Source organism: Leifsonia shinshuensis, from assembly GCF_014217625.1.
GTDB lineage: Bacteria > Actinomycetota > Actinomycetes > Actinomycetales > Microbacteriaceae > Leifsonia > Leifsonia shinshuensis_A.
On record NZ_CP043641.1, the window covers coordinates 4,131,261 to 4,152,546 of the forward strand.

General features: G+C 72.0%; 18 protein-coding genes and 1 riboswitch. Of the genes, 9 read left to right on the forward strand and 9 right to left on the reverse strand.

Annotated features, from left to right (window positions below; translation table 11 throughout):
* Nucleotides 1–20: 20 nt before the first annotated feature.
* From F1C12_RS20110 to F1C12_RS20120, 3 genes are all read right to left on the reverse strand, one after another.
* Complete coding sequence (locus F1C12_RS20110) at nucleotides 21–929, reverse strand: 1-phosphofructokinase family hexose kinase (RefSeq protein WP_185276580.1); 909 nt, start codon at nucleotides 927–929, stop codon at nucleotides 21–23.
* A complete protein-coding gene (locus F1C12_RS20115; protein ID WP_185279088.1) occupies nucleotides 926–1,855 on the reverse strand; it encodes an ROK family protein in 930 nt (309 codons plus the stop codon). The genes F1C12_RS20110 and F1C12_RS20115 overlap by 4 nt, the downstream gene beginning before the upstream one ends.
* A 62-nt stretch (nucleotides 1,856–1,917) precedes the next feature.
* On the reverse strand, nucleotides 1,918–2,796 hold the full coding sequence (locus F1C12_RS20120; protein WP_185279089.1) for an SIS domain-containing protein: 879 nt from the start codon (nucleotides 2,794–2,796) through the stop codon (nucleotides 1,918–1,920).
* A gap of 407 nt (nucleotides 2,797–3,203) precedes the next feature.
* On the opposite strand from F1C12_RS20120, the gene F1C12_RS20125 reads away from it, so the two are divergent.
* From F1C12_RS20125 to F1C12_RS20140, 4 genes are all read left to right on the forward strand, one after another.
* Entirely contained in the window at nucleotides 3,204–4,445 is a 1,242-nt protein-coding gene (locus tag F1C12_RS20125; RefSeq protein ID WP_185276581.1) for an extracellular solute-binding protein, read from the forward strand.
* A 7-nt stretch (nucleotides 4,446–4,452) separates the two neighbouring features.
* Nucleotides 4,453–5,409 carry a carbohydrate ABC transporter permease gene (locus F1C12_RS20130; RefSeq protein ID WP_185276583.1) on the forward strand — a complete coding sequence of 319 codons (957 nt, stop codon included), beginning with the start codon at nucleotides 4,453–4,455 and terminating at the stop codon, nucleotides 5,407–5,409.
* Nucleotides 5,406–6,308 (forward strand): carbohydrate ABC transporter permease, encoded by a 903-nt coding sequence (locus F1C12_RS20135; RefSeq protein WP_185276584.1) that lies wholly within the window; start codon nucleotides 5,406–5,408, stop codon nucleotides 6,306–6,308. The genes F1C12_RS20130 and F1C12_RS20135 overlap by 4 nt, the downstream gene beginning before the upstream one ends.
* Before the next feature lie 105 nt (nucleotides 6,309–6,413).
* Nucleotides 6,414–7,658 carry a mannosyltransferase family protein gene (locus F1C12_RS20140; RefSeq protein ID WP_185276585.1) on the forward strand — a complete coding sequence of 415 codons (1,245 nt, stop codon included), beginning with the start codon at nucleotides 6,414–6,416 and terminating at the stop codon, nucleotides 7,656–7,658.
* A gap of 9 nt (nucleotides 7,659–7,667) precedes the next feature.
* On the opposite strand, the gene F1C12_RS20145 is transcribed toward F1C12_RS20140, so the two are convergent.
* Nucleotides 7,668–10,088: a helix-turn-helix transcriptional regulator gene (locus F1C12_RS20145; protein ID WP_185276586.1), complete on the reverse strand. Its 2,421-nt coding sequence runs from the start codon at nucleotides 10,086–10,088 to the stop codon at nucleotides 7,668–7,670.
* 192 nt (nucleotides 10,089–10,280) lie between these two features.
* Here F1C12_RS20145 and F1C12_RS20150 point away from each other — a divergent pair, with 192 nt between their 5' ends.
* Both F1C12_RS20150 and F1C12_RS20155 read left to right on the forward strand, forming a co-directional pair.
* Nucleotides 10,281–12,152, forward strand: a complete 1,872-nt coding sequence (locus F1C12_RS20150; protein ID WP_185276587.1) for a DUF4012 domain-containing protein — start codon at nucleotides 10,281–10,283, stop codon at nucleotides 12,150–12,152.
* Between the two features lie 50 nt (nucleotides 12,153–12,202).
* A complete protein-coding gene (locus F1C12_RS20155) occupies nucleotides 12,203–12,817 on the forward strand; it encodes a hypothetical protein (RefSeq protein WP_185276588.1) in 615 nt (204 codons plus the stop codon).
* Nucleotides 12,818–12,911: 94 nt separating this feature from the next.
* Here F1C12_RS20155 and F1C12_RS20160 read toward each other — a convergent pair whose 3' ends face one another.
* Complete coding sequence (locus F1C12_RS20160; RefSeq protein ID WP_185276589.1) at nucleotides 12,912–14,423, reverse strand: family 20 glycosylhydrolase; 1,512 nt, start codon at nucleotides 14,421–14,423, stop codon at nucleotides 12,912–12,914.
* 154 nt (nucleotides 14,424–14,577) lie between these two features.
* Nucleotides 14,578–14,677: riboswitch (ZMP/ZTP riboswitch) on the forward strand.
* 36 nt (nucleotides 14,678–14,713) lie between these two features.
* Between F1C12_RS20160 and glyA the strand changes: the two genes are divergently transcribed.
* The 3 genes from glyA (at nucleotide 14,714) to F1C12_RS20175 (ending at nucleotide 17,500) form a co-directional block, all read left to right on the forward strand.
* On the forward strand, nucleotides 14,714–16,039 hold the full coding sequence (gene glyA, locus F1C12_RS20165) for a serine hydroxymethyltransferase (protein WP_308457994.1): 1,326 nt from the start codon (nucleotides 14,714–14,716) through the stop codon (nucleotides 16,037–16,039).
* 91 nt (nucleotides 16,040–16,130) lie between these two features.
* The gene (locus F1C12_RS20170) at nucleotides 16,131–17,012 is read left to right on the forward strand and encodes a bifunctional methylenetetrahydrofolate dehydrogenase/methenyltetrahydrofolate cyclohydrolase (RefSeq protein ID WP_185276590.1); all 882 of its coding nucleotides are present in this window, start codon (nucleotides 16,131–16,133) and stop codon (nucleotides 17,010–17,012) included.
* Nucleotides 17,009–17,500 carry a YbaK/EbsC family protein gene (locus tag F1C12_RS20175; RefSeq protein WP_185276591.1) on the forward strand — a complete coding sequence of 164 codons (492 nt, stop codon included), beginning with the start codon at nucleotides 17,009–17,011 and terminating at the stop codon, nucleotides 17,498–17,500. Before F1C12_RS20170 ends, F1C12_RS20175 begins: the two co-directional genes overlap by 4 nt.
* Nucleotides 17,501–17,506: 6 nt before the next feature.
* On the opposite strand, the gene F1C12_RS20180 is transcribed toward F1C12_RS20175, so the two are convergent.
* From F1C12_RS20180 to galT, 4 genes are read right to left on the reverse strand one after another with little or no spacing between them, the layout of a single operon-like run.
* Nucleotides 17,507–18,019 carry a gamma carbonic anhydrase family protein gene (locus F1C12_RS20180; protein ID WP_185276592.1) on the reverse strand — a complete coding sequence of 171 codons (513 nt, stop codon included), beginning with the start codon at nucleotides 18,017–18,019 and terminating at the stop codon, nucleotides 17,507–17,509.
* Between the two features lie 26 nt (nucleotides 18,020–18,045).
* Nucleotides 18,046–18,834: an MBL fold metallo-hydrolase gene (locus tag F1C12_RS20185; RefSeq protein WP_185276593.1), complete on the reverse strand. Its 789-nt coding sequence runs from the start codon at nucleotides 18,832–18,834 to the stop codon at nucleotides 18,046–18,048.
* 43 nt (nucleotides 18,835–18,877) lie between these two features.
* Complete coding sequence (gene galK, locus F1C12_RS20190) at nucleotides 18,878–20,038, reverse strand: galactokinase (RefSeq protein WP_185276595.1); 1,161 nt, start codon at nucleotides 20,036–20,038, stop codon at nucleotides 18,878–18,880.
* A complete protein-coding gene (gene galT / locus F1C12_RS20195) occupies nucleotides 20,035–21,234 on the reverse strand; it encodes a galactose-1-phosphate uridylyltransferase (protein ID WP_185276596.1) in 1,200 nt (399 codons plus the stop codon). The genes galK and galT overlap by 4 nt, the downstream gene beginning before the upstream one ends.
* Nucleotides 21,235–21,286: the final 52 nt, after the last annotated feature.

Below are 21,286 nucleotides of genomic sequence, written 5' to 3' on the forward strand. Positions count from 1 at the left end.
GTCTGTCGTGTCGGTCGGTGTCAGGAGGTCACGAGGCGCGCCTCGTAGTCCGGGTAGGCGGGGTCGAGCTCGCCCGCGAGCGGGGCGACGACGGCGGCGGCCGACCAGGCGGTGGCCCGGCGGACGAGGACGGCGGGGTCGGTCGTGCCGGCGGCGACGGCGGTCGCGAGGGCGGCGACGGCCGCGTCACCCGCTCCGGTCGCGTTGCCGGAGAGGGGCCGGGGGAGCCGGGCGGACCGCACGCCGTCCGCGCTCACCGCGAGCATCCCGTTGGCGCCGAGCGACACCAGCACGAGCCCGGCGCCGGCCGACAGCAGGACGCGCGCGCCGGCGACCGGATCGTCAGAGCCGACCGTTTCGGCCAGCTCGCGCCGGTTCGGCTTGACCACGTCGGCGCCCGCCTCCGCGGCGGCGAGGAGCGGCGTGCCGCTCGCGTCGATGACGCTCGGGATGCCCCTGCGTCGTGCGGCCGCCACCAGGTCGGCGTAGAAGCCCCCGGGCGCGCCGGGCGGGAGGCTGCCCGACCCGACGATCGCGGTGGCCGGCACGGCGAGGCGTTCGACCGCCTCCCGCAGCGCGGTCCACTCGGCGGCGGACAGGGCGGCGCCCGTCTCGTTGAAGATCGTGGCTACTCCGGAGGCCTCGTCCACGATGGCCACGCTGCTGCGCGTCGGCGCGGCCACCGGGATCAGCTCGGACGGGAGGCCGGTCGCCTCCAGGTCGTCGGCCAGGCGCAGCCCGGATGCGCCGCCGGCGGTGGTCAGCGCGAACGCGGGGCCGCCGGTCTGCGCGATCACGCGTGCGACGTTGAGGCCCTTGCCGCCCGCGCGTGCGGCGGGGGGCGCGACCCGGTGGGTCTCGCCCGGCTCCAGTGCGGCGACCCGGTAGGTGAGGTCGATCGCGGGATTGGGGGTGACGGTGAGGATCATCGGACGGCCTTCAGCGCGTCGGCCTCGGCCGGGGCCAGGATCTCCCGTGCCCGCAGGGCCGCGCCGATCACGCCGGCGTTCTCGCCGATGCGCGCCGGGATCAATTGCGGCCGCCGGTGGAAGGTGAGGATGTCGTCCAGGCGCCGGGCCAGCGGCAGGAACAGCTCGTCGCCGGCCTGCGCCAGGCCGCCGCCGATCACGACCGCCTCCGGCGCGAGCAGGGCGACGGTGTGCGAGAGGTCGAGCGCGAGGGCGTCGAGGGCGGAGTCCCAGATCGTCTGCGCGGCCGGGTCGCCGGTGCGCGCCCGCGCCAGCACCTCCCGCGACCCCGCGACGGGGACGCCGCTGATCGCGGTGTACCGGCGGGCGATCGCCGCGGCAGAGGCCACGGCCTCCAGACAGCCGCGACCGCCGCACGCGCACTCCGGGCCGTCCGCGACGCGGGAGTGGCCCATCTCGCCGGCCATGCCGCCGCCGGTGAACAGCGTGCCGTCGATGAAGATGGCTCCGGCGATCCCGGTGCCGATCGCCATCACGACGACATCGCGGAACCTCGCCGCGGCGCCGAGCCGGTACTCGGCCTCGCCCGCGGCGCGCACGTCGTGGCTGAACGACACCGGCATCCCGTACGCCTCCGCCGCGCGGTCGCGGAACGGGAAGTCGCGCCAGCCGAGGTTCTCCGAGAACACGCCGACGCCGGTCTCCTCGTCCACGTGGCCCGGGACGACGAGTCCCGCCGCCGCCGGGACGACGTCGGGGTGCGCGCGCCGGAACGCGGCGGCGAGCTCCGCGGTCGCGGCCACCACGGCCTCGCCGGTGCGCTCGCCGTCGAGCGGCGTGGGGCGCCGGATCAGGTCGACGATGCGGCCGGCCGAGTCCACGAGCGCGGCCTTGAGGTCGGTGCCGCCCACGTCGAAGGCGAGCACCGCGGCTCCGGGGCCGAGGCCGTCGCCGGCTCCGGGCCCGTCGTGCGGGGCGGCCTGCGTGTTCACGGGGTCAGGATGACGGAGCGGGTCAGGTTGCGGGGACGGTCGGGGTCGAGCCCGGCGCGGCGTGCGCGCTCCAAGGCGACGCGCTGCGCGCGGACCAGGTCGGCGAGGCCGTCGATGGGCGCGTCCTCGTACCGTGCGCCGGTGGCCGCGACGTCCTGGGCGAGCCCGGCGGGGGCGTCGCCCAGCATCCAGGTGACGCGGCCGGGAGCGGCGATCGCGATGGGCCCGTGCCGGTACTCCTTCGCCGGGTACGACTCGGTCCAGGACTGGGAGGCCTCGCGCATCTTGAGCGCGGCCTCGTGGGCCAGGCCGACGGTCCAGCCGGCGCCGAGGAAGCTGTACTGGTCGGCCGAGACGAGAGCGTCGTCCAGGTCCTCGTCGATCACCGCGGCGGCCTGCTCGACGGCGGCGCCGAGGTCGTGACCGAGGGAGGCGCGCATCAGCGCGAGCGCCGTCGTCGCGAAGCGGGTCTGGACGACCGAGGTCTCGTCGGCGAAGGGCAGCAGGATCGTGTCGTCCGCCAGGTCGGGGAGGGGAGTCCCTGGAGCCCCGACCAGCGCGATCGTCCGCGGCCGACGTGGCCTGGTCCGGACAGCGTCGAGCAGCTCGATGACCTCCGTCGTCGTGCCGGAGCGGCTGATGGCGACGATCGCGTCGTAGTCGCGGTCGAGCACGGCCTCGGAGGCGGCGTACGCGTCGGTGAGGCCGTGACCGGCGGACTCGCGCAGCACCGCGTACGACTGCGCCATGAACCAGGACGTGCCGCAGCCGACGACCGCGATGCGCTGGCCGGACGCGGGGAGCAGCGCCTGCTCGTCGGTGAGTGCGGCCGCGCGGGCCCAGGTCTCCGGCTGCGAGCGCAGCTCGGCCTCCATGTGCGCTCCCGCGCGCGCTTCCGCGTGCGCTTCCGCGTGCGCTTCCTGGGGGATGTCTGTCACTGCTCGCTCCTGTCGGTCGGTTCGCGTGGCTGCCCACGTCGTGCGCGACGATTCGGTCAGGTCAATGATTGCTTATGAGCGTTATCTCTGTCTACTGATCAATTTCAATCGTTAACCCCGGGTGGGCTGGGAATCCGTGGCGTCCATGTAAATCCCATGTAACGATCTGGCTCGGGTTCCTTGACGCGCACCCCGGGTATGCGCAATTATTCGAGCATCAATTGAGTGCATGTGATTGTTTCTTCGCGAAATGGATCACGAAGCATCATCCAGATACGCACCGTCGCGCACCTGCAGCACCTTCGGCGACGGTCCGGGATCCTTATCGAGAGTGAGGAAAGTCGATGAAGAAGTCTCTGCGGTGGTCAGCCGCCGTCGCATCAGCGGCGGTCGCGACCCTGACGCTCGCGTCCTGCGGCTTCAGTGGAGGCTCGGGGGGCTCGGCAAGCGGAAGCAGCCAGCTCAACCTGATGGTCGCCAGCTACTCGGACAACACCAAGGCCGAGTGGCAGGGCATCATCAAGGACTTCGAGGCCGCCAACAAGGGCATCACGGTCAACCTCGACGTCGAGTCGTGGACGGACATCAACAACGTCATCAAGACGCGCATCCAGGCCGGCAAGCAGCCGGACATCCTGAACATCGACGCGTTCGCCGGCTTCGCCGCCGACGACCTGCTCTACCCGGCCAAGGACATCGTCTCGTCCCAGACGCTCAACGACTTCCAGCCGGCGTTCAACAAGAACGCGAGCATCGACGGCACCCAGTGGGGCCTGCCCTTCATCGCCTCGGCGCGCGCCCTGTTCTACAACAAGGACGACTTCGCCAAGGCCGGCATCACCGACCCGCCCAAGACCTGGGCGGACTTCGAGGCCGACGCCGCCAAGCTGAAGGCCGCGGGCGTGACGCCGTACGGCATGCCGCTCGGCGCCGAGGAGGCCCAGGCCGAGACCGCGATCTGGTTCTACGGCGCGGGCGGCGGCTACGGCGACGCCAAGACGCTGACGATCGACAGCGCGGAGAACGTCACCGGCGCCACCGAGATGCAGAAGATCATCAACCAGGGCCTGACGGAGGCGAACCCCGGTTCGACCAACCGCACGCCGCTGATGAACGTCTTCATCCAGGGCCAGCTCGGCATGCAGATCGGCCTCCCGCCGATCGTCGGCCAGATCAAGGACAAGAACCCGTCGCTCAAGTACGGGATCGCGCCGATCCCGACCAAGGACGGCTCGGCCTTCACGCTGGGCGTCGCGGACCACCTGATGGCGTTCAAGAACAAGACCGACAAGAAGGACGCGATCAAGAAGTTCCTCGACTACTTCTACACGCCGGCCGTGTACACGAAGTGGGTCGGAGAGGAGGGCTTCCTGCCCACCACCAAGTCCGGCGCGGACAAGATGGGCTCGGACGAGACCATCAAGCCGTTCCTCGACCTGCTGCCGAACGCCAAGTTCTACCCGTCGACGAACCCGAACTGGTCGGCCGCCCAGGGCGCCATCCAGAGCCAGATCGGCCAGCTCGGCCAGGGCGCGAACCCGTCCGACCTGCTGAAGTCCATCCAGTCGAAGGCTTCGGGCCAGTAACAGCGGCATGAGCTCGACGATCGAAACGACCACGACGGGGGCGGCCACCAGCCGTCCCCGTCGCGGGGCGCCGCGCGCCAGGCACGGCAACACCACCACGCTGTGGAACGCGGTGCCCTGGACGCTGCCGGCGCTCATCCTCATCTTCGGCATCGTGCTGTTCCCTGCCGGCTACATGATCTTCAACTCGACGCGGAAGATCTCGGTCGCCGGCGTCGACCACGGATCGGTCGGCCTGCAGAACTACGTCACGGTGCTCTCCCGCCCGGAGGTCCCGGGCATCCTCCTCAACACGTTCATCTGGGTCGTCTCGGTGGTGGTCATCACCGTGGTGATCTCGCTGGCGCTGGCGCAGTTCCTCGACAAGAACTTCCCTGGCCGGCGCTGGGTCCGGATGGCGATCATCGTCCCGTGGGCGGCGAGCGTCGTGATGACCACGACGGTGTTCGTCTACGGGCTCGACCCGTTCTACGGGATCATCAACAAGTTCCTGGTCGACATCCACCTGCTCGCTCAGCCGTTCGGCTTCACCAAGGAGCCGCTGCCGGCGTTCCTGTCGTCCATCGCGATCGCGGTGTTCGTGTCGCTGCCGTTCACCACGTATACGATCCTGGCCGGGCTCGCCGGCATCCCCGGCGACATGCTGGAGGCTGCCAAGGTCGACGGCGCGGGGGCGGTGCGCTCCTACTTCGGGGTGACGCTGCCCAACCTGCGTCCCGCGATCGCGCTCGCCAGCCTCATCAACATCATCAACGTCTTCAACTCGCTGCCGATCCTCAAGCTGATGACCGGCTCGATCCCCGGCTACAAGGCCGACACGACGACCACGTACGTGTTCAAGCTGCTGCAGAACGAGCAGCGCATCGACCTGTCCAGCGCGCTCAGCGTGATCAACTTCCTGATCGTGCTGGTGGTCGTGGCGCTCTACCTGTGGATCGTGAAGCCGATGAAGGAGGTCTCGTGACCGCGCCAGCCCCCGTCGCGCTCGCCGGAGCGCCCGCGCGCGCCTCCGCGCCCCGCCGCCGCCCGCGCTCGGGCTTCTCCTGGCGGGTCGCGGGCAAGGTGATCGCCGGCGTCGTGATCGCGCTGGTCTTCATCGCGCCGTACCTGATCATGCTGGTCGGCTCGTTCAAGAGCAGGGACAACATCCTCGCCGTCCCGCCGACCTACCTGCCGACGCAGTGGCACCCGGAGAACTACATCACCATGTGGTCCACCCCGGAGACACCGCTGCCGCTCAACCTGATCTCGACCATCGTGATCTCGGTGTTCGCGACGGTGCTCGTGCTCCTGGTCTGCGTGCCGGCGGCGTACTACACGGCGCGGTTCCGGTTCCCGGGCCGCGGGGTGTTCCTGTTCCTGGTGATCGTCACGCAGATGCTGCAGCCGACGGTGCTGGCGACCGGCTTGTTCAAGGAGATGGTGGCGCTCGGGATCAACGACACCTGGCTGGCGATGATCCTGGTCAACGCCGCCTTCAACCTGGCATTCGCGATCTGGATCATGCACACGTTCTTCGCGGGCGTGCCCAAGGAGGTCGACGAGGCGGCCCAGCTCGACGGCGCGGGGAAGTGGACGGTGCTGCTGCGCGTCCAGCTCCCGCTGGTCTGGCCGGGCATCGTCACGGCGATCATCTACACGTTCGTGGCCTCCTGGAACGAGTTCGCGGCGAGCCTGGTCATCCTGTCCACGGACGCGAACCAGCCGCTGTCGGTGGCGCTCACGAAGTTCGTGGGCCAGTACGACGCGGCCTGGCAGTACGTCTTCGCGGTCTCGGTCGTCGCGGTCATCCCGGTGGTCATCCTCTTCGCGCTCATCGAGAAGCGCCTGGTGGGAGGCCTGACGGCGGGCAGCGTGAAGTAGCGTTCCCCGGCTGGGGCGCCCGCGCGTGTGGCGCGACGCGGGCGCCCCGATACGCAGAACTGCGCCGATGCACCACTGCATCCGCGCGGAGTAGCATCGAAGACGATGACGGCCGGTATCACGAGTTCGCTGCACCCGGCGGATCCCGCCGGGCCCGTGACCCAGTCCGCCCGCGTGCGGCTGTTCCGCTGGGAGATGCCCTGGTGGGCCGGCGTCCTCGGCGTCTATGCGGCCTCCCGGGTGCTGACGACCCTGCTCATGCTGGCGCTGTATCTGGTCGCGGGTGCGATGCACTGGGAGGGCGGAAGCCCGCAGACGCACCCGACCTTCCTCGGTTTCGCGGGGACCTGGGACGCCTCGTACTACTGGCGGATCGTCGAGCACGGCTACCCGTCGACGCTGCCCGTCGACTCCGACGGGGACGTCCAGCAGAACGAGTGGGCGTTCCTGCCGCTGTATCCGCTGATCGTGCGTGCGCTGATGACGGCGACCGGGCTGGGCTTCCCTGCGGCGGGCGTGCTGGTCGCCGTGCTCTGCGGGGCGGCCGCCAGTCTCGTGCTCTACCGGGTCGTCGCGTCGCGGGTCGGCTCGGTCAGCGGTCTGTGGGCGGCCGTGTTCTTCTGCTTCGGGCCGCTGTCGTTCGTCCTGCAGATCGCCTACGCCGAGAGCCTGTTCTTCCTCCTGCTGTTCGCCGCGCTGCTGGCGATGATGACGCGGAGGTACTGGACGGTGATCCCGTTCGGGGTCGCAGCCGCGTTCACGCGGCCAGGGGAGCTCGCCCTTCCGCTCGCCCTCGGGATCGTGTTCCTGATCCGCGCACTCCGGGCACGCCGCGGAGGCGAGCCCTTCGGCGCGCACGAGCGTGCGGCGATGATCGTGGCCGGCGCGGCGACCGCCGTGGCCGGACTGGCCTGGCCGCTGATCGCGGCGACGGTCACCGGGACGCCCGGCGCCTATGTGGAGACCGAGCTGTCCTGGTGGACCGGTTTCATCGGACGCGTCGCGTTCGTCCCGCTGACCCCGTGGTTCCTCTTCACCTGGCGGTACGCGAGCGTCGCGGGCGCCCTGCTCGTCGTGGCCGCCATCGGCGGATACGTCTGGCTGCTGAACCGCCCCAGCATCCGCGCGCTGGGGACGGAGGTGGTGGCGTACGCGGCCAGCTACGCTCTCTACCTGTTCGCGGTCTTCCTGCCCCAGCAGAGCCTGTTCCGCCTCCTCATGCCGCTGGCGCCCCTGGCGGGCGCGCCGGGCCTGACCGGGAACCGGAGGGCACGCACCATCGTGCTCACGGTGGGGATCGCGTTGCAACCGGCGGCGCTCGTGCTGCTGTGGTTCGTGGGCTATCCCTGAGCTGCCGGACTACGGCGCGAGCCGCACCGCCAGCGCCACCAGCTCGCCGCGGTTCGCCGCCGAGGTCTTGCGCATCACCCTGCTGACGTGGCTCTCCACGGTGCGGACGCTGAGGACGAGCCGGGAGGCGATCTCCGGATTGCTGAGCCCGGCGGCCACAAGTCTGGTGATCTCGCGCTCGCGATCGGTCAGGGCGATCGGCGTCGAGAAGAACCCCCCGCTGTCCGTGGCCTCTCCCGTCGGGCACTGAAGCGCCGCGGCCGGCCCGGCCCGGCCGGTGCTGGCGAGACGTTCCGCGAGCGCGGGGAGGTCCACCCCGCCAGGCTCCGCACGGGCACGGACGAACGCGAGGTGAGCGTCGTGGAGCTCGGACTGCTGACGCTCGAGCAACGCGCGCGCTTCCTCCAGCCCCGCGTCGTCGATCGCGTGCTCGAGCGACGTCAGCAGTGCGAGCGCGGCCGTGGGCAGCTCGCCGTGCAGCGAAAGGGTGGACGAGAGCTCGCGGAGCAGTTCGGCGGCCTCGTCGGGGCGCCCCCGCCCGGCGGCGAGCTGAGCCTCGACCCACTGCACCCCCACCCGCACGGCGGACGGCGCGCCTTCGCCGGACGACGCGGGGAGCCCGGCGGCGAGCTCGTCGCGGATGCGCTCGGCGAGCGACGTGTCGCCCCGCCGCACGGCGATCACGGCCGTGAGGACGTTGAGCGCGACCTGGATCGCCGCGCCGGGGACGGCCGGCGTGCCGAGCGCCGACGCCGTCGTGAGCGCGCCGGCCGCGTCGGTGGGGCGGTCGGCGAGCAGATGGCAGAGCCCGAGTGCGACGCTGTGCTCGCGCACCGCGCCGGCGTCGAGACGTTCGCGGGCGGCGGCCGCGCCGCGTTCGGCCCAGGCGACGGCGTCGGCGTGCCGCCCCGCGCCGAGGAGCGCATACGCGTGCGCGGCGGCCTCGCGGGAGGACGCGGACGCGCCGGGCACCGCGGCGAGCGTGTCGAGGAGTCGGACCGCGTCCTCGAACCGTCCACGCCGCAGGGCGACGGCGCGGGCCGCCTCGATCAGCCGGGAGCGGACAGGAGGCGGAAGATCGGGGTCGTCGCGCAGCCGCTCCTCCTGCACAGCCGGCTCGGCGCCGATCTCCACGGCGAGCATGACCGCTGCGGCGTCGGCCAGCCGCTCGAACGGGCCGAGCCCGGCGATCTCCGCGCGCAGCGCGTCGACGGCGGCGCCGGGCGCCGCGCCGAGGGCGACCGATCGGCGGGCGCGGAGCACGGCGAGCTCCGCCACGTCGAGCGGATCGCCCGGCAGTTCCGCGGAGGCGGTCAGCACGGCGTCCAGCTCGGCCCCGCAGCCGGGCGCCAGACCGGTGTCCGCCATCAGGGCGCGCGCGAGCCCGAGTGCCGTCGCTGGCTCGGGCCGCTCGCGCCAGGCCGCCGCCGACTCCTCGCGGAGGGAGTCCGCGGCGGCGTGCACGAACTGCACGAACGCCGCGTCCGTGCGCGGCGCGTCCACCTGGGCGCGGTCACGAAGATGGGCTCCCAGCACCGGCGGGTCGAGAGCGATCAGCCTGCGCCCGCGATGAGGCACGATCCGGAGGACGCCGGCCGCGGCGAGCCCGTCCAGGGCGACGGGGTCGACCAGGCCGCGCGTCGAGGCCACATCGCCGGCGCCGGTCACGGCGATCCGTTCGAGCGCCGCGCGCTCGGCCGCGGCGAGCCCGGAGAGCTGCCCTTCGAGGGCGCCGCGGAGCGATCTGCTCCACAGCTCTCCGGTCGCACACCACGCGCCGGAGCGGAGGGCGAGCCGGCCCTCGAGGACGGCGAGCTCGGTGAGCGCGAGCGCGAGGCCGACGTTGCCGCCGCAGAGGGAGTACACGCGGCTCATCGCACCCGGATCGACCGGCGCGCCGAGCCGCTCGACCACGACCGACCGCAGCTCGCCGTACTCGAGCGGCTCCAGCTCGATCACGTAGGCGGCCGACGACCCGTCGTCCATGCGGGCGCGGGTGCGCAGCACGGGTGTGCGCGTCGCGCGGCGCACGGCGTCGATCGCGCCGGTCGAGGCGTCGTCCAGGAGGTCCGCGTCGTCCAGCAGGAGCGCCGCCGGACCGGACCCGAGCACGGCCGTGAGGGCGTCGATGGCCTGCTGCAGGGGAGAGGCGGTACGGCGCTCGCCGGAGGGGACGACCCCGAATCCGGCGGCGTGGAGGGCCGCGAGCGGGCTCTCCCGCAATGAGCGGACGCCGTTCACGCGCAGAACCGTTCGGCGCGCGTCGACCGCCGAGGACGCCACGGCGTCGACCACCGTCGAGCGCCCGCTGTGCCGGGGACCGACCAGATCGACGTCGGCGTCGCTGGAGAACAGGAGCTCGCGCACGAGCGCGAGGATCCGCTCTCTGCCCGCGAGCAGAGCGGACGCCGCGGCGCGGGGATCGATCATCGGCTGGCTCCAGAAGACGTGGGATTGGACTGCTGGGGCCACGGTAATACGCACCATGTAAGCCGCTCCACGTAAGGTATCGCGATCTGCACGGAACCTCGACCGGGACGCACGTAAATCCGCGAATCGGCCGTGATCCGCTCGCGTGCCGACGACAGCATGGGTCCCGATGTCGAAAGGAATCGGGTACCCATGAGCGGTCGAACGCGCCGCCGCGCGAGAGCGGCCCGGCCCGCGCGCGCCAAGCGCGTCGTGCTCCTCTCGCTCGGCGCCCTGGCGCTCGTCGTCGTCGCCTGCTCGGTATGGGTGGGCGCCCGTGCCGCCATCTCGTACGGCGACGTCTCAGCAGCGCGCGCCGAGGCGAGCGCGGCCGTCGCGGCGGTCGCCGCGGACCCGGTGTCCGCCGCCTCGCGCAGCGACCGGCTCCGCGCGGTCGCCGCACGCCTGGAGGACGCCGAGGGACTGACCGGCGACGTCGTCTGGCGTGCATCCGAGATCGTCCCGTTCGTCGGCGCCAACCTCCGCTCATATCGGCTCACCGTCGAAGCGCTCCACGAGGCCGTCGGCAGGGGATTGACGCCCGTGGTGACCGACCTCGCACGGCTGGAGACCGCTGTGTCCCTCGCCGACCGCACGGTCGACACCGAGACCGTCGCAGGCGCCGCCGCGGGGCTCCGCACGGCGGAACGCGCGCTGGAACGCGGCCGCACGATGCTGCGCGAGGCCGAGTCCGGTCCTCTCCTTCCCCCGCTCGCCTCCGGCGTCCGGGAGGCCGAGGAACTGGTCGACGGGCTCCACGGCACCGTCTCCTCGCTCTCGGTCGCCGCCCGCGTGCTCCCCGGCGCGATCGGCGGGGCCCGCGCGAAGAACTACGCGCTGCTGTTCAACAACAACGCCGAGCTCCGCACCACGGGCGGGATCGCCGGCGCCATGTCCGAGCTGACCGCCGACGGCGGCCGCATCGAGCTGGGACGGCAGCTGGTCCCCGAGGATCTGAACCCGCCCGCCGGCGCGGCGATCCCGGTGACCCCGGAGGAACGGGCGCTCTTCGGCACGCGGCTCGGGAGCTACATCCAGAACGTCAACCTCACGCCCGACTTCTCGCGGAGCGGCGAGCTCACGGCCGCCCACTGGCGCGCGGCGCTCGGCGCCGAGCTCGACGGGGTGGTGTCGATCGACACCGCGTCCATCGGCCTGCTGCTGGAGGCGACCGGGCCGATCACGGTCGACGGGCGCGTTCTGAACAAGGACAACGCGTCGAAGGTCCTCCTCCGGGACGTCTACCTCGAGATCGGCGGCCGCGATCAGCAGGACGCCTTCTTCGGCGAGCTCACGCGCGTCATGTTCGACAAGCTGTTCGGCGCGGGGACCGGCACCGTGCCCGTGCTGAAGGCGCTGGGCATGGCCGTCGACCAGGGCAGGATCTCGATCTGGCTCGCGGACGGCGAACTGCAGCGCGAGCTCGCCGGCGGCCCGCTCGCGGGACCGCTCGCCCAGCTCACCGACGATGGAGCGCCCGTCGGCGTCTTCCTGGCCGACGAGACGGCCGGCAAGATGGACACCTTCCTCGAGGGCTCCGTCACCGCCACCTGCCACGCTCCGGCCGCGACCCCGTCGGCCGGCGACACCGGGAAGAGCGGCACAGGGAAGGCCAGCACAGGGAAGGCCAGCACGGGGAAGAAGACCGGCCGCACCGTCACGGCCACCGCGACGCTGGTGTCGACGGCCCCCGAGGACATCGCCTCGTACCCGTGGGTGGTCACCGGGCCGCACGTACCGGACCTGACGACCGGGCACATCCGGACGCAGGTGCAGTTCGCCACGACCGACAGCCTGCGTCCGACGCGCGTCAGCGTCGACGGCGAGGCGGTCACCGCCATCACGCGGGTGATCGACGGCCATTCCGTGTCGATCGCCACGGTGGATCTCGCCCCGGGGGCGGTCTCGGTCGTCGTCGCCGAGTTCGCCGCCCTGCCCACGCGCTCACCGACCGTCGAGCGCATCGTCGCCACCCCCACCGCCACCGAGTTCGAGCACTACGCCGAGCCCGGGACCTGCGGCTGACCGAACCGCTCCGGCCGGCCCGTTCCACCATCCCCTACAAAGGAGAACCCATGAAGAAGAAACTGTTCGGCGGCCTCGTCGCACTGGCACTGGCGCTCGCGCCCGCGGCTGCCGCCAACGCGGACTACCAGAACAACGACGAGCTGCACGGCTCGCTCGACAAGTACCTCGTCGACCCGGGTGAGACGGTCACGTACACCGCTCCGGCGGGCGCGTACGACGCGAACGAGACCGTCACACACACCCTCACCGGCGTGAACGGGCACACGGCGACCACCGCTTCGCTGCGGACCGACGTCCCGGCTGACACGACGGCGGAGTTCAGCAAGTCGGCGGAGGACGACGGGTCGCACACCTTCGCGTTCGTCATGCCCATGCAGGCGGGCGCTCAGTACACCTTCCAGGCCCTCAAGGCCGACGGCTCGGTCTGGGACACCTTCGTGGTGAAGGTCGCGAACCCGACCGGCGACGGCAACGACAACGACAACGGCGCGGGCGCCGGTGCAGGCGGCAACGGCAACGGCAACGGCGGTGGCCTCGCGATGACCGGTTCGGACATCGCGATCGCGGGCATCGCCGGCTCGGCCGTGCTCCTCGTGGGCGCGGGCGTCGTCCTGATGCTCGTCCGTCGTCGTCGTCGCACCGCGGAGACCGCCGCCGCGTGACGATCGCGACCCGGCGAGCCTGACGCCCGCCGACGGAAAGGGGCCGGTGACCTCACAGGTCACCGGCTCCTTCACATCCTCCGGGGGCCGCGCCTCAGCGGGTGGCGTCCTCCGGCCAGGGCACTTCCGCCACCCGGCGATACGCCGTCCCGAGCGCGTCCCAGTGCTCCGCGAGGCGCTCGACCCGGTGGGCGAAGTCCTCGAAGTCGCGCGTCGACAGCACGTCGGCCGTGTCGGCGGGGGCCTCCGACCAGCCGATCTCAGCGACGGCGGCGAGTCGCGGGAACACCATCCGCTCGACCTCCTCGATCGTCGCGATGGTCTCCGTCCAGACCGGGGCCTCCACGCCGAGGATGTGCGCGTCGCCGAGGCCCGGCACGATCCGCGCCGGATCCCACTCGTACGAGCTGCGCAGGTCCGTCGGGCCGTCGGCCCAGTCCTGGCCGATCGGGTCGCCCTCCTCGTACACGATGTCGAGGTACGCGACATCGGCCGGCGACATGATCACCGCGCCGCCGCCCCGCACGAACGCGAGCGCCTCCTCGGCCGCGTCGTCGCGCGGCGTGCGGAACGACCAGTACTGACCGACGGTCCCCTCGGGGAGCCCGCCGGCCCGGCCCATCTCGTGCCAGCCGACCGGGATCTTGCCCGCCTCCGCGACGAGCTCCGCCGCCCGGCGGACGAAGGTCTCGAAGTCCGTCGCCGACGTGCTCAGGCACTCGTCGCCGCCGATGTGCAGGTACGGGCCGGGCGTGAGGGCGGCGACCTCGCGGACCACGTCGCGCACGAAGCCGTCGGTGACCGGATCCCCGGTGCGCAGAGTGCTGAAGCCGACCCTCGACCCCGTGTAGAGCGCGGGCGCGACGCCGTCCGGGTTGAGTTCCGGGTAGGACGCGAGCGCCGCGTTCGTGTGTCCCGGCATGTCGAGCTCTGGGACGATCGTGACGTGCCGCTCGGCGGCGTAGGCGACCAGGTCGCGGTAGTCGTCGACCGTGTAGAAGCCGCCGTGGCTGCCGTCGCTGCCCGTCGAGCCGCCGATCCGGGTCAGCTCCGGCCAGGAGGCGATCTCGATGCGCCAGCCCTGGTCGTCGGTGAGGTGCAGGTGGAGGTGGTTGACCTTCAGTAGGACGATCGCGTCGATGAATCGCTTGACGTCGGCGACCGGGAAGAAGTGGCGCGCCACATCGAGCATGGCGCCCCGGTAGGCGAAGCGCGGGTGGTCGGCGAGCCGGACCGCCTCGACCGTCAGCGGGTCGCCCTCGCACTCCGCCGGGACGAGCTGGCGCAGCGTCTGGACGCCCCAGAACGCGCCGGCGGCGGTCGCCGCGCCGATCCGCACGCCCTCGGCCGCGACCTCCAGCGTGTACCCCTCGGCGGGGTGCCCGGCCGGTCCCTCGTCGTCCGCGATCACGATGGCGATGTCGCCGAACGCGGGAGGCTCGTGGACGACGGCGAGCTCGCGCCGGCAGTCCGTGGCGAGCTCGACGCGCAGCAGCCGGCCGACCGCGTCGGCGCCGGGGCCCGCCACGATGATCCTGGCTCCGGGGAGGAGCGTGAAGGGCGCGTCGCCCGTGTTCTCGAGCTGGGCGGGACGAGGCACGACCACGGATGCTCCTAACCACGTCAGGGGGATTCTCGGGGTTTCGGCCGGCGCTGCCCACCCGCGGGACGACCTTGAGCGAGTATCGCAGGCCTCCTAACTAATCAGCAAGGCCTCCAGCGGATGAGCAGGGGCCCGATCCGCGCCCCTTTGCTATGCTTGCTCACGTCGCGACTGGCGCTCAGATGGTCACCATCGGGGAGCGACAACGGTTACCTCGAACGAACGGATGGATTCGGCCGCGCGCCTGGGTCGATGCACGACGATTGTCCATCCCTGTTTTCAAGGAGCCGATTGTGACCGACACCCTTCCGTCCACCTTCACCGCCCCGCTGGCGGAGGTCGATCCCGAGATCGCGGAGGTGCTGCAGCTCGAGCTCGGCCGCCAGCGCGACTACCTCGAGATGATCGCCTCGGAGAACTTCGTTCCGCGCGCGGTTCTCGAAGCCGTCGGCTCGGTGCTGACGAACAAGTACGCCGAGGGCTACCCGGGCCGCCGCTACTACGGCGGCTGCGAGTACGTCGACATCGCCGAGCAGCTGGCGATCGACCGGGCGAAGAGCCTGTTCGGCGCCGAGTACGCCAACGTCCAGCCGCACTCCGGCGCGTCCGCCAACGCGGCCGTCCTGTCGGCCATCGCCACCCCCGGCGACACCATCCTCGGTCTGGAGCTCGCGCACGGCGGCCACCTGACCCACGGGATGAAGCTCAACTTCTCCGGCAAGCTCTACAACGCGGTCGCCTACGGCGTCGACCCGGAGTCCTTCACCGTCGACATGAACGTCGTGCGCGACAAGGCCATCGAGCACAAGCCGCAGGTCATCATCGCCGGCTGGTCGGCCTACCCGCGCCAGCTCGACTTCGCCGCGTTCCGCGAGATCGCGGACGAGGTGGGCGCCAAGCTCTGGGTGGACATGGCGCACTTCGCAGGCCTCGTGGCCGCCGGGCTGCACCCGTCGCCCGTGCCCCACGCCGACGTCGTCAGCTCGACCGTGCACAAGACCATCGGCGGCCCGCGCTCCGGCTTCATCCTCAGCCGCGACATGGAGCTCGCCAAGAAGCTCAACTCGAACGTCTTCCCCGGCCAGCAGGGCGGCCCGCTCATGCACGTGATCGCCGCCAAGGCGACCGCGTTCAAGCTCGCCGCGACCGAGGAGTTCAAGGACCGCCAGGAGCGCACCGTCCGCGGCGCCAAGCTCCTCGCCGAGCGCCTCACCGCCGACGACTCGCGCGAGGTCGGCGTCGATGTCCTCACCGGCGGCACCGACGTGCACCTCGTGCTCGCCGACCTGCGCCACTCCGAACTCGACGGCCAGCAGGCGGAGGACGTCCTCCACGAGGTCGGCATCACCGTCAACCGCAACGCCGTGCCGTTCGACCCGCGCCCGCCGATGGTGACCTCCGGCCTCCGGATCGGCACGCCGGCGCTCGCGACCCGCGGGTTCGGCGACACCGAGTTCACCGAGGTGGCCGACATCATCGCGCTCGCGCTGCGTCCCGGCGCCGACACCAAGGCGCTCCGCGCCCGCGTCGACGCGCTCACGGCGGCGTTCCCGCTCTACCCGGGCCTGACCCCGTCCGGCCAGGACGCCTTCCCCGTCGAGCTGCCGTCCTCCATCTAGCCCCACCCACTCCATCCGTTCCGCCAGTTGTGCACGGGACGGCACGGCGTTGTCGCGTGCACAACTCAGGAACAGATGGATGGAGGCCGGAGTGACGGCGAAGGTTTTGGACGGGAAGGCCACGGCGGCCGAGATCAAGGCGGAGTTGAAGGGGCGCGTGAGCGCGCTGCGCGAGCAGGGCGTCGTGCCGGGGCTCGGCACGATCCTGGTCGGCGACGACCCGGGATCGCAGTGGTACGTCGCGGGCAAGCACCGCGACTGCGCGGAGGTCGGCATCGCCTCCATCCGCCGCGACCTGCCCGCGGACATCTCGCAGGCGGAGCTCGAGGCCGTAGTCGAGGACCTGAACGACGACCCGGACTGCACCGGGTTCATCGTCCAGCTCCCGCTGCCGTCGCACATCGACACCGACGCGATCCTGGAGCTGGTCGACCCCGCGAAGGACGCCGACGGCCTGCACCCGACGAACCTGGGCCGCCTGGTGCTGAACGTCAACCGGCCGATCACGACGCCGCTGCCGTGCACGCCGCGCGGCGTCATCGAGCTGATGCTGCGGCACGGCATCGACCTGAACGGCAAGCACGTCGTGGTCGTCGGCCGCGGCGTGACCGTGGGCCGCGCGATCGGCTCGCTGCTCACCCGCCGCGAGTACAACGCCACCGTGACGCTCACCCACACCGGCACGGTCGACCTCGACGGCATCCTGCGCAGCGCGGACGTGATCGTCGCCGCCGCGGGCGTGGCCGGCCTGGTCACCGCCGACAACGTGAAGCCGGGCGCCATCGTCCTCGACGTCGGCGTGAGCCGGGTGGAGGACCCCGTGACGGGCAAGAGCAAGGTCGCCGGCGATGTGGCGGACGACGTGGCCGAGGTCGCCGCGTGGGTCTCGCCGAACCCGGGCGGCGTCGGCCCGATGACGCGCGCGCTGCTGTTGCAGAACGTGGTGGAGTCCGCGGAGCGGGCGCTGGCATGACCGCGGACGAGCGCACGCATCCCGCCGTCGAGCGGGTGCAGGCCGCGCTGCTGGAGGCCGGGATCGAGCCGCGCGTGCGCTGGTTCGAGTCCGCGACGCCGACCGCGGTCTCGGCCGCTGCCGAGCTGGGCGTGGAGGTCGGGGCGATCGCCAACTCCCTGGTCTTCACGATCGACGGCGAGCCCCTGCTGGTGATGACCTCGGGCGCGCACCGCGTCGACACCGCGTTCCTCGGCGAACGGCTCGGCGGCCGCATCCGCCGCGCGGACGCCGAGACGGTGAAGGCCGCGACCGGCCAGACGATCGGCGGCGTCGCTCCGCTCGGGCATCCCGAGCGGCTGCGCACGGTCGTGGACGTGGCGCTCGCCGGCTACCCGGAGGTCTGGGCCGCCGCCGGCCACGCGCACACGGTCTTCCCGACGACGTTCGACGAGCTCGTCCGCATCACCGGCGGCGAGCCCGGCCCGGTCGAGCCCGCCGAGGCCTAGGACCTCTCAGCCCGCCGGGTGCTCCGTGACGTGCTGGAGGTAGGCCTTCGCGTTGCGGAGGATGCCGGCGCGCTCCTCCTCGGTGAGCTCGCGGCGTACCTTGCCGGGGACTCCGGCGACCAGCGATCCGGGCGGGATGACCGCGCCTTCGAGAACGACCGTCCCGGCCGCCAGCAGCGAGCCCGCGCCGACGACCGCGCCGTTCAGCACCGTCGCGTGCATCCCGACCAGCACGCCGTCCTCGATCGTGCAGCCGTGCAGCACGGCGTTGTGGCCGACCGAGACGTCCGCGCCGATGGTCAGCGGGAAGCCGTGGTCGACATGGCACGACACGTTGTCCTGGAGGTTGCTGCGCTCGCCGAGCACGATGTCCTCCGCCTCCGCGCGCAGCACCGCGTTGTACCAGACGCTGGAGCCCGCGAGGAGCCGCACCCGTCCCGCGAGCACGGCGCCGGCCGCGACGAAGGCGTCGTCCGCGACGCGGGGGGTGGAGCCGTCGGTGAGCGTGATGATGGTCATGCCCACACCTTACGATGCGGCGGCGGTCACTCGTCGACGAGCACGAACCGCCGGCGCACGACGCGCGCCCCCGGCTCGTCGCCCGCCTCGTCCAGCGCCGACAGCACCCGGTCGAGGATGCGCGGCGGCAGCGCAAGCGGCAGCTCGTCCGGCTGGTCGAGCGTCCCGGGCGGGTAGATGACGCCGGGGGTGTCGGACATCTCGACGTGCGCGCCGCGCAGCTCCCGTACGGGCGCGGTCGGCGCGTCCCGGAAGCGGATCAGCCGCTCGATCGTCGCCCGGTACTGCGCGCGGTCGCGCACATACAGATGCCCGGGCAGCACCGTGTCGCCGGAGAACAGGATGCCGGTCTCGCGGTCGAAGAACGCCACGGCCGAGGGTTCGTGCCCCGGGCCGCCGATAACGTCGACAGTGCGACGGCCGAGCGAGAACTCCACCGTCTCTTCCGGCCAGGAGCGGAATCCGAAGAAGGAGATCACCTGTGCGGGCGTGGTCCCGACCAGCGTCGTCCCAGGCCGGCCGGCCAGCAGCGGGTCGCCGGCGATGTGGTCGCGGTGCGCGTGGCTGTGCGCCACGACGAGCGGATACGGCCGGGTGAAGACGGCCGGGTTGCGGCGCAGCCACTCCGCCGTCAGCCGGTCGATCGTCGCGCGCAGCGAGAACACCGCTTCGTCGTTCGTCGCCCCGGTGTCGATGAGCAGCGCCCGCTCCCGCCCGAACAGCAGGAACAGGAACGGCGCCTCCCAGTGCGACGACTTCGGCTGGCGGACCTGGACCGTGTCGGGGCTCAGCCAGGTGATCTCCGGTGCGCTCATCGTCCTATTCTGGCGAATCCGCGTGACGGGAGGATGAACGGCCTCAGCTCTCGCGCCGCGAGCCCTCCGACGCGTTCACCGTGAACAGCTCCGGCTGGCCGAAGCCGTGCTCCGCGAACGCCCCGTCGAGCGCGACCTGCACGCGGCTGAGCGCGTCGACCGGCACCAGCGCGATCGCCGAGCCGCCGAAGCCGCCGCCGGTCATCCGGGCGCCGATCGCGCCATTGGCCTGCGCAGTCTCCACTGCGAGGTCGAGCTCCGGGACAGAGATCTCGAAGTCGTCGCGCATGGAGACGTGGGAGGCGTCCAGCAGGTCGCCGATCGCGGTCGGGCCGCTCTCGCGGAGGATGCGGACGGTGTCGAGGACGCGCTGGTCCTCGGTCACGACGTGCCGCACCCGGCGGAAGGTCACGTCGTCCAGGAGCTCGCGGGCGCGCGGGAGGTCGTCCACGCTCACGTCCCGCAGCGACTCGACTCCGAGCGCCGCGGCTCCGGCCTCGCACGACGCCCGGCGCTCGGCGTAGCCGCCGGTCGCGTGCGCGTGGGTGACGCCGGTGTCCACGATGAGGACGGCGAGGCCGGCTTCCTCGAGCCCGAGCGGCACGATCTGCGACTCCAGCGAGCGGCAGTCGAGGAACACCGCGGCGTCCTGCTGGCCGAGCAGCGAAGCGGACTGGTCCATGATGCCGGTCGGGGCGCCGACGACGATGTTCTCGCTGCGCTGGCCGACGCGGGCGAGCGTCTGGCGGTCGAGGCCCAGCCGCCACACGTCGTTGAGCGCGAGAGCGGTCGCGCCCTCGATCGCGGCGGACGACGACAGGCCGGCGCCGACCGGGACGTTGGAGTCGAGCAGGAGGTCGAAGCCCGGCACGGCCGCGAGGTCGGCGCCGAACTCGCCGAGCGCCCAGGCGACGCCGAGCGGGTAGGCCGACCAGCCGTCGAGGGCGTCGGGGGAGAGCCGGTCGAGGTCGATCTCCACCAGCTCGTCCGCGAAGGTGCTGCCGACCCGGACGGTGCGGTCGTCGCGCAGCCCGAGCGCAGCGACGGTGCGGCGGTTGATCGCGAACGGCAGCACGAAGCCGAGGTTGTAGTCGGTGTGCTCGCCGATCAGGTTCACCCGGCCGGGGCTCGACCAGACGCCGTCGGGTTCCCGGCCGAAGATCGAGACGAAGTCGTCGCGGACGCCGGTGCGCAGGTCGGTCATGCGGGGATCTTTCCTTCGGGGGTGGAGGTGGGAGCGGGGACGGTCACGAGTCCGGAGATGCCGGCGGGCAGCTCGCCCACCGGGTCGTCGCGGTCGGCGCGGGCGACGGCCTCGCGGAGCGCGGCGGCGGCCTGCTCGGGCGGGATGTCGCCGATCCACGCGCCCATCGCCGACTCGGAGCCGGCCAGGAACTTCAGCTTATCCGCGCCGCGGCGGGGGGAGGTCAGCTGCAGCATGAGCCGGATGTCGTCGCGGTGCGCGTCGACCGGCGCCTGGTGCCACGCCGCGATGTAGGGCGTGGGGGAGTCGTAGAGCGCGTCGACGCCGCGCAGCACGCGCAGGTAGAGGGTGGCGAGCTCGTCACGCTCGGCCTCCGACGTGGCGGCGAGGTCGGGGATGTGCCGGTGCGGCAGCACGTGGATCTCGATCGGCCAGCGCGCGGCGAACGGCACGTACGCCGTCCAGTGCTCGCCGGCGAGGATGACCCGCTCCGACGCGCGCTCGCGCTCCAGGATGTCCGCGAACAGCGTCGGCCCGTAGCTCTCCAGCGACCGGATGAGGGCGCTCGTTCGCGGGGTGATGTACGGGTACGCGTAGATCTGCCCGTGCGGGTGGTGCAGGGTGACGCCGATGGCCTCCCCGCGGTTCTCGAACGGGAACACCTGGCGCACGTTCGGGAGGGCGGAGAGCGCGGCGGTGCGGTCGGCCCACGCCTCGATGACGGTGCGCGCCCTGGTCGGCGTGAGGCTGCCGAACGAGCCGGTCGTGGCGGGGCTGAAGCAGACGACCTCGCAACGGCCGACGGAGGTGCGCGTGCGCTCGAGGCCGACAGCGGTGAGGTCGTCGAGGTCGACGGGCTGGTTCGCGTCCTCCAGCAGCGGGCCGAACGACGGCGACTTGTTCTCGAAGACCGCGACGTCGTAGACGCTCGGGATCTCGGACGGGTTGGCCGGCGTGGCCGGCGCCAGCGGGTCGAACTCGGCCGGCGGCAGCATGACGCGATTCTGCCGGGCGGCGGCGATGGACACCCACTCGCCCGTCAGCGGGTCCTGGCGCATGGTCGCGGTGGCGGGCCGCGGCGCGGGCTCGCGGAGGTCGGGGGCGCGCTCGGGGTCGAGGGCGGAGTCCGGGTCGTCGTAGTAGATGAGGTCGCGACCGTCGGACAGGCGGTGCGGGCGCTTCGTGATGGCGGCCATGCTTACCTTTCGTTTCCGAAAGCAAATGTACCGATTGACTTGCGGATTGACA